The organism is Saccharopolyspora oryzae (assembly GCF_027853915.1).
Classification (GTDB): domain Bacteria; phylum Actinomycetota; class Actinomycetes; order Mycobacteriales; family Pseudonocardiaceae; genus Saccharopolyspora; species Saccharopolyspora oryzae.
This window is the reverse complement of record NZ_JAQGLA010000050.1, coordinates 38,707-51,006: the sequence shown is the minus strand read 5'-3', so window position 1 is coordinate 51,006 and position 12,300 is coordinate 38,707. Positions and strand designations below refer to the sequence as shown.

Here is a 12,300-nt window from a genome sequence, read left to right as displayed (position 1 = left end):
CCGCAGTTTCAATTGAAACTGTAAATGATCATGGACGGTCGGCGCGCTGCTGGAGGACGGCGGCGCGGGCCCGGATGGGTCCGAGCTCCGCGTAGCCGTTCTTGCCCGGGCAGGCCGTTTTGCTGACGTCCCGGTGCCCGAAGATCGTCGGCAGCGTGACCACGGCACCGGCCGGGTGCTGCGAGTTGTCCGCCGGTTCGGCCGTCAGCTGGGTCTGGCCGTCGGCCCGCACCCCGGCGGTGCCGAGCTTCCAGGCGCTGATCTCGGAGACCGACTCGACGGTCTTGCTGCTCGGCTTCGCCCGGTCGTAGTTGCCGAGCATCGACACGCCGAACGTCTCGCGGTTGAAGCCCCGCGCGTGCCCGCCGATGACGTCACCGCTCAGACCACCCGCGCGTCCCTCGAAGACGGTGCCGCACTTGTCCACCAGCGCGTGGTAGCCGATGTCGCCCCACTTCAGCTCGACCGCGTGGTAGCGGTAGATCGCCCGCACGAGGTCGGCGGACTGCGCGCAGCTGTAGTCGTTGGTGCCCGCGGTGTGGTGCACGGTCACGGCCTTGGTCCGGGTGCGCTCGATCGGCCAGGTCATCAGGCTCTCGTCGGCGCCCCACTGCGCCCGCGAGACGACCGGCGGCGCCCCGGCGATCCGCGTTCCCGGCGCTGCGGCGGGTCGCGTGCCGGGGTCGATGGCGACGAGCTCCAGCTCGCCGGTCACGTCGGCACCGCCTCGGCTGGCGCGCACCTGCGCGGTGTCGGCGCGCCCGGCCCACAGCGGTTCGCTACCGCCGGCGTCCGGATCCAGCCGGGTCCACTCGCTCCACTCGCCGGCACCGCGGGTCCGCACCTCGACGCGGTCCGGTGCCGGCCCGCGCCAGGCGACTCCGACCAGGTCGAAGGGTGCCGGGGTGCGCACTTCGCGCGTTTCGGAGCGGTCCAGCGGCGCGTCGCGCAGCGGAATCCGGGTGCTCGACTCCGGGGTGGCGGCGCTGGCAGCGGGAAGTGCGGTCGCGGCCAGCAGCAGCGCGATCGGAAGACCCAGCCGGAGACGCATCGCAGTACCTCGCTTCCGCGCGTCGGCACCGGCCGGATGCCGGAACCGCTTCGTGGACCGAAGCGAGTATGCGGGCGGCTCCGATCAGCCGCTGGTCAACTGCTCTGTCCGGGTGACCACCCGCCGTCCCCTGTGGACCCGACCCGGGGATCTCCACGATTTCAATGGAAATCAGAGGTCCGATTTCCATTGAAATCGCGGAAGTTCTGCACAGGGCGGACGACTTGTCCACAGGTGTCGGTGTGTCGGGTGACGACACGCCGGTACGTGTCAGCGGACGTGCTGCGGTGCGGGAGTCGGGGCCGCGTCGACGGGTTCCGGCGCGCGGGCGGAGCCCGGCCGGAACCGGACGTGCGCCACGGCCGCGGCGACCAGGAACCCGATGCCGATCAGCGTGTAGGCGTTGCCGACGATCTGCTGCGAGAACGTCCAGTCCAGCTCTTTGTCGCCGGTGTTCGGCAGGTACCACTGCGGACCGGACAGCACCGTCAGCGCGCACAGCACCACCGTGATCGTCACGCCGTACCACCGGTTCCGCAGCGACATGGCGAACAGCAGCGCCAGCGTCGGCCCGGCCCACACCCAGTGGTGCGACCAGGAGATCGGCGACACCAGCACGATCCAGATCGCGTTCAGGCACACCGCCAGCGCGACGTTGGACGTCCGCAGCGCGTACCGGATGCCGAGCACGGCCAGCACGAGCAGCACCAACGAGCCCAGCACCCACAGCGAGTTCAGTGTGAACCCGGTCAGCGACTGCTTGGCCAGCAGGCTGCGCAGCGTCAGGTTGCCCGCGTAGACGGTGCCGAGGGAGTCGCCGGTGGAGAACATCGAGTCCAGCCACCAGTCCGCCGAGTCCTTCGGCGCGGCGATCAGCCCGACCAGCACCGTCGCGGCGAAGGTCGCCCCGGTCACGGCCATCGCCCGGTAGTCCCGGCGCAGCAGGAACAGCAGCAGGAAGCCCAGCGGCGTCAGCTTGATCGCCGCCGCGATGCCGACCAGCAGCCCGCGCGGCCAGCGGGTGCGCGGCAGCAGGCAGTCGGCCGCCACCAGCCCCATCAGCACCAGGTTGATCTGCCCGTAGTTCAGCGTCTCCCGGGTGGGCTCGATCAGCGTGAACCACGGCAGCAGCACCGCCGTGGCCACCGCCACCTGCCCGGCCCGCGGCGCGAGGTAGCTCGACGAGCGGGCCAGCGAGTACGCGGTGACCAGGATCGCCAGGTGCGAGAGCACCGACACCACGACGACCGCGGCCTCGGTCGACAGCCAGGTCAGCGGCACGAACAGCAGCACCGCGAAGGGCGGGTAGATGAACGGCAGGGTGGCCGAGTCCGGTGACTCCGGCGTCAGGTCGCCGCCGTAGACGTCGTAGCCGCGCAGCCAGGCGCGGGCGCCGAGCTGGTAGATCTCGGTGTCGATGTAACCGCGCGTGTCGATCCAGTGCACGAACCAGATCGCCAGGATCTCGATCGCGATCGCCGCGACCAGCAGGTGCCGCCCGTCACGAGCACGTGCCACCCCGATGTTCACCACCCCAGAATCCGGCGCCCGCACTCGCGATCCGCAGGGGAGCGGGGGCGCGTCGACGCAGGCGACGATCCTACTCGGGACACGACACGCCGGGCGGGTCGCCTGACGGGTAATAACAATGGCGAATAGATGCGAACCGTATCGCGCCGTTCACTCGGGGTGAGTATTCGCAGGTTGCGCGAATGCGTGGAAACTGCCATTTGCGGTGATATCGACACGGCGCGTAGCGATGTGTAGCGGATAATGTCAACGCGGTTTCGGGCCGGTGGTTCGCCCCCGCTACCCTCGACGGCTGTGAGCTTCGCAGGCTATGACCTGATCGTTGTTGGTTCCGGATTCTTCGGCCTCACGATCGCAGAGCGCGCCGCCACCCAGCTGGACAAGCGGGTGCTGGTGCTGGACCGTCGTGACCACATCGGGGGCAACGCCTACTCGGAGGCGGAGCCCGAAACAGGCATCGAGGTGCACCGCTACGGCGCGCACCTCTTCCACACCTCGAACAAGCGCGTGTGGGACTACGTGAACCAGTTCACCGAGTTCACGGATTACCAGCACCGCGTGTTCACCACGCACAAGGGCCAGATTTACTCGTTCCCGATGAACTTGGGCCTGCTGGGCCAGTTCTTCGGTCGCGGGTTCACCCCGGACGAGGCGAAGGCGCTGGTCGCCGAGCAGGCGTCCGAGATCGAGACTGCGGACGCGCAGAACCTCGAGGAGAAGGCCATCTCGCTGATCGGACGCCCGCTGTACGAGGCGTTCGTGCGCGGTTACACCGCCAAGCAGTGGCAGACCGACCCCAAGGAACTGCCCGCGGCGATCATCAGCCGCCTGCCGGTCCGCTACAACTTCAACAACCGGTACTTCAACGACAGCTACGAGGGCCTGCCGGTCGACGGCTACACCGCGTGGCTGGAGAAGATGGCCGAGCACGACAACATCGACGTCCGGCTGAGCACCGACTTCTTCGAGGTGCGCGACGAGCTGCCGACGGACGTCCCGGTGGTGTTCACCGGCGCGCTGGACCGCTACTTCGACTACGTCGAGGGCGAGCTGGGCTGGCGCACCCTGGACTTCGAGACCGAGGTCGTGCAGACCGGTGACTTCCAGGGCACGTCGGTGATGAACTACGCCGACGAGGAGATCCCGTACACCCGGATCCACGAGTTCCGGCACTTCCACCCGGAGCGGGACTACTACCCGAAGGACAAGTCGGTCATCGTCCGCGAGTACTCCCGGTCCGCGGAGAGCGGGGACGAGCCGTACTACCCGATCAACACCCCGGAGGACCGGCGCAAGCTGGAGGCCTACCGCGAGCTGGCCAAGAAGGAGGCCAAGGAGCGCAAGGTCATCTTCGGCGGGCGGTTGGGCACCTACAAGTACCTGGACATGCACATGGCCATCGGCTCGGCGCTGAGCGTGTTCGACAACAAGATCGCTCCATACTTCACCGAGGGCCGTTCGCTGGACGGCTCGCTGGAGGACTGACGTGACCGACCGGACCCCCCGAGAGGACCGTTCTCCCGCTGCGGGGGAGAGCAAGCTCAGCGACGTGACGTCGATGCGCTCCGGTACCGCTGACGTGTCGTCCCAGCAGGTCCTGCAGCGCGTGGTGTTCCCGCGCAGCGAGGACCCGCTGGACGTCCGCCCGCTGTACATCGACGAGCCGGCGTCGCTGGACAGCGCCGCCACCGTCGTGTCGCGGCGCCGGCTGCTGGTGCCCGCGCACCGCAAGATCTCCCTGGCCTCCTACTTCAACGCGTTCCCGGCCAGCTACTGGAAGCGTTGGACCAAGGTCGACGAGGTCGTGCTGCGGCTGAAGGTCAAGGGGGCCGGTCGGCTCGACGTCTACCGCTCGAAGGCCAACGGCGACAGCGTCCACCTGCAGGGCACCCCGGTGGACAGCCAGGACTGGACGTCCCTGGAGTTCCGGGTGTCGCTGACGCCGTTCGAGGACGGCGGGTGGATCTGGTTCGACCTGTTCACCAACGACGTGCCGCTGGAGATCGACGAGGCGGCCTGGACCACCGACGTCCCGCTGCCCAAGCAGCAGGTCGTCGTGGGCACCACCACGATGCGGCCCGCCGACTGCGTGCTCGCCCTGCAGACGCTGGGCGAGGACCCGCAGGTCATGGAGGTCGTGCAGCGCGTCGTGGTGGCCGACCAGGGCCCGCAGAAGATCCGCGACACCGAGGGCTTCGACGAGGCGGCTCGCCGGATCGGCGACAAGCTGCACGTGATCGAGCAGGACAACATCGGCGGCTCGGGCGGCTTCGGCCGCGTCATGTACGAGGGCATCTACAACTCGGACGCCGAGCAGGTCATGGTCATCGACGACGACATCGCCCTGGAGCCGGACGGCGTCCTGCGCGCGAACGCGTTCGCCCGCGCCGCCTCGCACCCGGTGATCGTCGGCGGCCAGATGCTGAACCTGCAGGCCCGCTCGCGGCTGCACACCATGGGCGAGGTCGTCGACCTCGGCCAGGGCATCTGGCGGGCCGCGCCGGGCGCGGTCACCGACCACGACTTCGCGAAGAAGCCGCTGCGCAAGACCAAGAAGCTGCACCAGCGCATCCACTCCACCTACAACGGCTGGTGGATGTGCCTGTTCCCGCGCGAGGTGATCGAGCGCACCGGCCTGCCGCTGCCGCTGTTCATCAAGCACGACGACTCCGAGTACTCGCTGCGCGCTGGTGAGCGCGGGTACCCGACGGTGACGTTGCCGGGCGCGGCGATCTGGCACATGCCGTGGACGGACAAGAACGACGCCACCGACTGGACGGCGTACTTCCACACCCGCAACCGCCTGATCCTGGCCGCGCTGCACAGCCCGGACGAGGTCAAGAACAACATCATCAAGCAGGGGCTGAAGCTCACCCTCCGGCACCTGCTGTCGATGGAGTACTCCACGGTCGCGGTGCAGCAGAAGGCGCTGGAGGACTTCATGGCGGGCCCGGAGGGCCTGTTCGAGAGCCTCCGCACGGCGCTGCCGGAGGTCCGGGAGCTGCGCAAGGACTACGACGACGCCAAGACGTTGCCGTCGGCTCGCGAGTTCCCGCCGCCCTCGGCGAACCCGATCATGGCCGAAGGCCTGCTCAAGCCGCCGGTGAACCCGGCGGTGATCGCGGCGCGCGCGTCCAAGGCGCTGCTGCACAACCTCAAGGAACCGGCCAAGGACGCCGGCGAGCGTCCGCAGCTGAACGTGCCCGCGGCCAGCGCTCGCTGGTTCCTGCTGGGCAACCTGGACAGCGCGACCGTGTCCAACGCCGACGGCAGCGGGGTGGCGTTCCGGCGCCGCGACCCGGAGGAGTTCCGCCGGCTGGGCATGCGCGCGATGGCCAACTACAAGCGGCTGGGCCAGGAGTGGTCCCGGCTGTGCGCCGTCTACCGGGCAGCGTTGCCCGAGCTGACCAGCGCGGAGTCCTGGAAACAGGCCTTCGACCAGAAGTGACCCCGATCCACCCGGAGACGATGTGGCAGAGCTGACGACGGCGACCAACCCAGAAGGGGACGTCGCCGCATCCGCCGACGAAGCACCGGCGACGGTCACACCCGAAACCGTCGCGCTGCGCAAGGTGCAGGGCGCGCTGGCCAAGCCAGCCGTGGTCAAGACCGCTCGGGCGATGTCGCTGTTCGGCGAGCACGCCGGCGGCTGGCTGGCCATCGGCGCCATCGGCGCGCTGGTGGACCGCCCGCGCCGCGGTGAGTGGCTCACCGCGGCCGCCGGTGTCGCCGCCGCGCACGCGGCGTCGATCGCAGTCAAGCGCGTGGTGCGCCGGCGTCGGCCGTCCGACCCCGGCGTCCAGGTGCTGGTCGGCACGCCGAGCAAGCTGAGCTTCCCGTCCTCGCACGCGACGTCCACGGCGGCCGCTGCGGTGCTCTACGGCGGGTTGACGGGCAAGAAGCTGACCCCGGTGGTCGTGCCGCCGATGATGGTCAGCCGCCTCGTCCTGGGGGTTCATTATCCGAGCGATGTGGTCGCCGGTTCTGCGCTCGGCGGTGCCGTGGCGTGGGGCGTGCGGCGATTCACGAGACGGCGGAGGAACCGTGGCTGACAAGAACGAAACCGAGGCCGACACCGGCAAGACCGATGCGTCGGCCGAGGCGGACACCGGCAAGACCGATGCGTCGGCCGAGGCCGGCGGCAGCAACGGTGCCCACGTAGGCGACGCGCTGCTGAACGGTGCCGGCAAGACGGGCGAGACGACCGGCACCGACGCTGCGGTCGAGCCGGACGAGAAGACCGCGCAGGCCGAGCGCATCGAGGTGGAGACCGACGGCGAGGGCACCATCGGCGCCGAGTTCGGCGACGAGGTGCTCGAGCCGGCGGCGAAGAAGTCCGACGACATCAAGGACAAGTCCTCGGACGCCTACCACGCGAAGGTCACCGCGAAGGCGGGCACCACGGCGGGCCTGGTCACCGGCCTGATCAAGGAGCTGCGCCCCAAGCAGTGGGTGAAGAACGTCCTGGTGCTGGCCGTGCCGTTCGCGGCGGGCCAGATCCTGGACCCGGCCGTGCTCTGGCACGCCGTGCTGGCGTTCATCGTGTTCTCGATGGCCGCCTCCGGCATCTACTTCGTCAACGACGCGATCGACGTCGAGGCGGACCGCCAGCACCCGACCAAGCGCAACCGCCCGATCGCGGCCGGGCTGATCCCGGTGCCGATCGCCTACGCGGTGTGCGTGCTGCTGCTCGGCGGATCGCTGCTGATCTCCGGTCTGACCAGCATGTCGCTGCTGGCCGTGATGGCGGTCTACATCGCGGTGCAGCTGGGCTACTGCTTCGGCCTGAAGCACCAGCCGGTGATCGACCTGTGCATCGTCGCGTCCGGCTTCCTGCTGCGCGCCATCGCCGGTGGTGCCGCCGCCGGCCTGGTCATCACGCAGTGGTTCTACCTGATCGTCGCGTTCGGCTCGCTGTTCATGGTGGCGGGCAAGCGCTACGCCGAGGTGAAGCTGGCGATGGAGACCGGCGCGAAGATCCGCAAGTCGCTGAAGGCGTACTCGCCGTCCTACCTGCGGTTCGTGTGGGCCATCGCGGCCGCGATCACGATCATGGCCTACGCCCTGTGGGCCTACGACATCCGGGAGTTCGAGAACTCCCGCTGGGGCCTGATCTCGATCGTGCCGATGGTCGTGGCGATCCTGCGCTACGCGGTGGACATCGACAAGGGCATCGCGGGCGAGCCGGAGGAAGTGGTCCTGAAGGACAAGGTCCTGATGGTCCTCGGCGTGATCCTGGCCGGCTGCCTCTTCCTGGCCTTCTACCTCTGATCCGACCCCATCAGCGCCCCCGGTCCCCGGACCGGGGGCGCTGATGCGTTCACCGGGAGATCGGCTTGTTCATCTGGTGATCACCGGGAGGGCAGGGGGTCTTCACCGTTCGGGATGAGAGTTGATCTCGTTTCCCGAACTTGGAGGTCTTCGTGCCCGAATCCATCTCGCGGCGCAGCGTGCTGTTAGGCGGAACGCTCGCCGGCGCCGCTGCGCTGACCACCGCTGCTTCGTTCCCGGCCGCCGCGCTGCCCGGTGCTGGTGCTGCTCGGCGCGGCGAGGTCTTCACGCTGGGCGTCGCGTCCGGTGATCCGGCGCCGGACGGGGTCGTGCTGTGGACCCGCCTGGCCGCCGATCCGCTCGCCGAGGACGGCATGGGCGGGATGCCGGGCAAGACCCTCCCGGTGCAGTGGGAGGTCGCCGAGGACGAGCGGTTCACGCGCGTCGTGCAGCGCGGCGAGGCGCAGGCCGCGCCGGAGCTGGGGCACAGCGTGCACGTCGAGCTGGCCGGGTTGCGCCCGGACCGCGACTACTTCTACCGCTTCCGCGCCGAGGGCTCGCTGTCGCCGACCGGCCGCACCCGCACCGCGCCGCTGCCCAACGCGCTGACCAGCCTGTCCATGGCGTTCGCGTCGTGCGCGCAGTACGAGCACGGGTTCTTCACCGCCTACCGGCACCTCGGCGACGAGCACCCGGACCTGATCCTGCACCTGGGCGACTACCAGTACGAGTACAAGGCCGGGGACTACGTCGCGCCGAGCGGCAACCCGCGCGACCACGCCGGGCCGGAGACCGAGACGCTGGCGAACTACCGGCAGCGGCACGCCCAGTACAAGACCGACGCGGACCTCCAGCACGCGCACGCGGCCGCCCCGTGGGTCGTGGTCTGGGACGACCACGAGGTCGACAACAACTGGGCCGACGAGGTCTACGAGAAGCCGGAGAAGCCGCAGCCGAACTTCCTGGAGCGCCGCAAGGCCGCCTTCCAGGCGTACTACGAGAACATGCCGCTGCGCCGCGCGCAGGTGCCGCAGGGCATCGACCTGCGCCTGCACCGGCGGATCCAGTGGGGCCGGCTGGTCAACTTCCACATGCTCGACACCCGCCAGTACCGGGACGACCAGGTGGGCGGCGACAAGTTCCCGACCCAGGACCCGGAGCGCCTGAACCCGAAGCGCAGCCTCACCGGCGCCGAGCAGGAGCGCTGGCTGCTCACGGGCCTCCAGCAGTCGAACGCCCGCTGGGACGTGCTGGGCCAGCAGGTCATGTTCGCCGAGATCGATTACCTCAACGGCGAGGAGAAGGGCTACAACCCGGACGCCTGGGACGGCTACGTCGGTTCCCGCGAGCGGGTCGTCCAGGGCTGGCAGCGCGCCAAGGTCCGCAACCCCGTGGTCCTCACCGGTGACGTGCACACGCACTGGGCCAACGAGATCCACGACGGCGACAGGATCGTGGGCACCGAGCTCACCACCACGTCGATCACCAGCGGCGGCGACGGTTCCCCGAACCTGACCGACAAGGAAAAGGCCTACCTCCGCGAGAACCCGCACGTTCGCCTGTACAGCAACCAGCGCGGCTACATCAACACCGAGATCACCCCGGAAGGCCTGCGAGCGGACTACAAGGTCCTCCCGTACGTGTCGAAACCGGGAGCACCGGTGGAAACCCTGGCCTCCTTCATCATCGAAGACGGCAAACCAGGCCTCAACAAGGCCTGACCGGAAGCGGCGCGCAGCCAGCGCTGCGCGCCGCTATCCACAGTGGACCATCACCGGTTGCTGAGGCCGAGGTGGTCGGTCACTTCGTGGGCCATGGCGATCGCGTAGGACTGGCCCCGGTCCTGGGGGTAGATCTGGGACATCGTCGCCAGGGTGACGCCGGGCATCTTCGTCCGGTGGCCCGGGATCAGGGAGCGGTAGCGGGGGGTCACGATCGGTTGGGCGAAGGGCGCCTTGGAGAAGTGCCAGTTCTGGATCCAGGAGCGGTCGAAGTCCGGGTTCAGCTTGCGCAGCCAGGGGACGTAGCGCTCCAGGAGTTCGGCGGGGTCGGTGGTGAAGCGCCAGTCGTCGCGGGGCACGTAGTTGCCGACGTAGACGATGTGGCGACCGCCGTACTCGCTGGGATCGACCATGTTCGTGTGCTCCACGACGGCCAGGAACGGGAACGCCGTGTCGTTGACGTTCAGCCAGTAGTGCGGGATCACGCTGCGGTCGCACTCCAGGATGAAGCACGTCGCGCCCAGGTACTGGTTGCGCCACAGCACGTCGTCGTGCTCGATCCCGGCCGCTTCGGCGAACACCGGCTGCGGGACCGTGACGATGACCCGGTCGAACTCGTAGCTGCTGCCGTCGCCGGTGCCGACCAGGACCGTCGCGCCGGGCTGGCGGATGGTGGCCACCGGTTTGCCGAACTCGACCTTGCCGCCGCGCTCGGTCACCGCGTCCAGCAGCGCGCGGTAGACCTGCTCGAATCCGCCGTGCACGTAACCGAGTTCGAAGGTGCGGTAGTGGATCCTGGCCCACAGCCAGGCCATCGAGATCTGCTCGGCGTGGATGCCGAACTTGCCCACCAGCAGCGGTTCCCAGATGCTCTCGGTCACCCGCCGACCGGCCCAGCGGCGCATCCACTCCAGCGCGCGCACCGAGTTGAACCGCTGACCGTTGCGCACCGCCTTCAGCGCCGCTGCTGACGCGCCGAAGCGGAACTTGTCCAGCAGCGAGAAACCCGGGAACCGCAGCATCTCCTGCGGGGTGCCGAAGTCGTGCAGCTGACCGTCGGCGTACACGCCGGTGGTGGGGCGGTGGAACCACAGCAGGTGGCCGAGCCCGAGCTCCTCGATCAGCCCGATCATCGCCCGGTCGGTGCGGAAGCTGTGGTGGTAGAAGCGTTCCAGCGGGGTGCCGCCGACCTCGATCGACGCGGCCAGTCCGCCGAGTTCGGCGGAGGCCTCCAGCACCGTCACGTCGTGCCCGGCCTTGACCGCGTCGTAGGCCGCGGTCAACCCGGTCGCACCAGCACCGACGATGCCGACTCTCATCCGAAGCTCCACTTCTTGTTGATGGTGTACTGGACGATCAGGACGATCGGCAGGGACGCGGCCTTGACCAGGTTCGGGTCGATGCCGAGCCAGCCGGAGAAGACCTGCAGCAGCACGAAGGTCAGGCCGATCCCGGCCAGGCCGACGGCGTAGAACCGCAGGAAGCGCACCAGGATCCGGTCCCGCTTGCGGAAGTTGAACAGCGCGTTGAGCACGAAGTTGTTGGTGATCCCGGCGGTCGTGCTGATCGCGTTGGCGACCTGCTCGTGCAGGCCGAAGGTGTTGTACAGCAACAGGAACAGCAAGTAGTCCAGCAGCACGCCGCTGGCGCCGATCATCGCGTAGCGCAGCAGCGACCGGCTGATCAGCGGCTCTCGCCGCGCCAGCTGCTCAGTCCGCGTCATGCCGGATCACATCCCGCACGATGTAGAGCGGGCGTTGCTGCACCTCGCTGTAGATGCGGCCGACGTAGCTGCCGATCACCCCGAGCGAGAGCATCTGCAGCCCGCCGAGGAACAGCATGGCGACCATCAGCATGGTCCACCCGGAGACCGTCACCGCGGGGAAGAACAGCCGTAGCGTCACCGCGTAGATGATGCCGAGCAGCGCCAGACCCAAGGTGATGAACCCCATCCGGGTGATCATCTTGAGCGGGACGGTGGAGAACCCGGTGACGCCGTCGGCGGCCAGCCGCAGCATCTTGCGCATCGGGTACTTGGTCTCGCCCGCGAGCCGCTCGTCCCGGTCGAACAGCACCTCGTGCTGCTGGAACCCCATCGAGGCGACCATGCCGCGGATGAACCGGCTGCGTTCCCGGAAACCGCGCAGCTCCTCGGCGGCGCGCCGGTTGAGCAGCCGGAAGTCGCCGGTGTCCACCGGGATGTCGACCTCCGCGCAGCGCCGCAGCACCCGGTAGTAGCCGGCGGCGGTGGCGCGCTTGAACGGCGTGTCCTGGCGGGTGCGGCGGCGCGCGGACACGATCTCCGCGCCGTCCTGCCAGGCGTCGATCAGCTCCAGGCTGACCCGCGGCGGGTCCTGCAGGTCGGTGTCCATCACGATCACCGCGTCGCCTGCGGCGTGGTCGAGCCCGGCGGTGATGGCGATCTGGTGGCCGTAGTTGCGCGCGAAGTCCACCACCCGCGCCCGCGGATCGTTCTTGGCGATGTCCTGCAGGGCTTCCAGCGAGCCGTCGCTGGATCCGTCGTTGACGTAGATGAACTCGTAGTCGAACTCGGGCCGGGTGGCCGTGGCCGCGGTGAGCTCCTCGTGGAAGCGCCGGATGCCGTCTACCTCGTTGAACACCGGCAGCACGTAGGAGACCAGCGCAGGACCGCCCGGGTCGCCGCTGCTGCGCGGTTCCTGCTGCGGCACCGGAATTCGGACCTGCTGGCGCATCGTGTCGGCCATG

At 68.9% G+C, this 12,300-nt stretch carries 10 protein-coding genes; 5 read left to right on the top strand and 5 right to left on the bottom strand.

What is annotated here, in order from left to right; genetic code table 11:
• Positions 1–28 precede the first annotated feature (28 nt).
• Both OU415_RS24895 and OU415_RS24890 read right to left on the bottom strand, forming a co-directional pair.
• On the bottom strand, positions 29–1,051 hold the full coding sequence (locus OU415_RS24895) for a peptidoglycan recognition protein family protein (RefSeq protein WP_270951609.1): 1,023 nt from the start codon (positions 1,049–1,051) through the stop codon (positions 29–31).
• Positions 1,052–1,321: 270 nt separating this feature from the next.
• Positions 1,322–2,569: a glycosyltransferase 87 family protein gene (locus OU415_RS24890; RefSeq protein ID WP_270951608.1), complete on the bottom strand. Its 1,248-nt coding sequence runs from the start codon at positions 2,567–2,569 to the stop codon at positions 1,322–1,324.
• Positions 2,570–2,824: 255 nt separating this feature from the next.
• Here OU415_RS24890 and glf point away from each other — a divergent pair, with 255 nt between their 5' ends.
• From glf to OU415_RS24865, 5 genes are all read left to right on the top strand, one after another.
• Positions 2,825–4,066: a UDP-galactopyranose mutase gene (gene glf / locus OU415_RS24885; protein ID WP_270951607.1), complete on the top strand. Its 1,242-nt coding sequence runs from the start codon at positions 2,825–2,827 to the stop codon at positions 4,064–4,066.
• 1 nt (position 4,067) lies between these two features.
• Entirely contained in the window at positions 4,068–6,029 is a 1,962-nt protein-coding gene (locus OU415_RS24880; protein ID WP_270951605.1) for a glycosyltransferase, read from the top strand.
• Positions 6,030–6,051: 22 nt separating this feature from the next.
• Positions 6,052–6,633, top strand: coding sequence for a phosphatase PAP2 family protein (locus OU415_RS24875; RefSeq protein ID WP_408641908.1), 582 nt, complete (start codon positions 6,052–6,054; stop codon positions 6,631–6,633).
• A 259-nt stretch (positions 6,634–6,892) separates the two neighbouring features.
• A complete protein-coding gene (locus OU415_RS24870) occupies positions 6,893–7,852 on the top strand; it encodes a decaprenyl-phosphate phosphoribosyltransferase (RefSeq protein WP_408641911.1) in 960 nt (319 codons plus the stop codon).
• A gap of 152 nt (positions 7,853–8,004) precedes the next feature.
• Positions 8,005–9,573, top strand: a complete 1,569-nt coding sequence (locus OU415_RS24865; protein ID WP_270951603.1) for an alkaline phosphatase D family protein — start codon at positions 8,005–8,007, stop codon at positions 9,571–9,573.
• A gap of 50 nt (positions 9,574–9,623) precedes the next feature.
• On the opposite strand, the gene OU415_RS24860 is transcribed toward OU415_RS24865, so the two are convergent.
• The 3 genes from OU415_RS24860 to OU415_RS24850 are packed head-to-tail and all read right to left on the bottom strand — an operon-like array spanning position 9,624 to position 12,299.
• A complete protein-coding gene (locus tag OU415_RS24860; protein ID WP_270951601.1) occupies positions 9,624–10,892 on the bottom strand; it encodes an NAD(P)/FAD-dependent oxidoreductase in 1,269 nt (422 codons plus the stop codon).
• Positions 10,889–11,296, bottom strand: coding sequence for a GtrA family protein (locus tag OU415_RS24855; RefSeq protein WP_270951599.1), 408 nt, complete (start codon positions 11,294–11,296; stop codon positions 10,889–10,891). The genes OU415_RS24860 and OU415_RS24855 overlap by 4 nt, the downstream gene beginning before the upstream one ends.
• Positions 11,283–12,299, bottom strand: coding sequence for a glycosyltransferase family 2 protein (locus tag OU415_RS24850; protein WP_270951598.1), 1,017 nt, complete (start codon positions 12,297–12,299; stop codon positions 11,283–11,285). Before OU415_RS24850 ends, OU415_RS24855 begins: the two co-directional genes overlap by 14 nt.
• Position 12,300 lies beyond the last annotated feature (1 nt).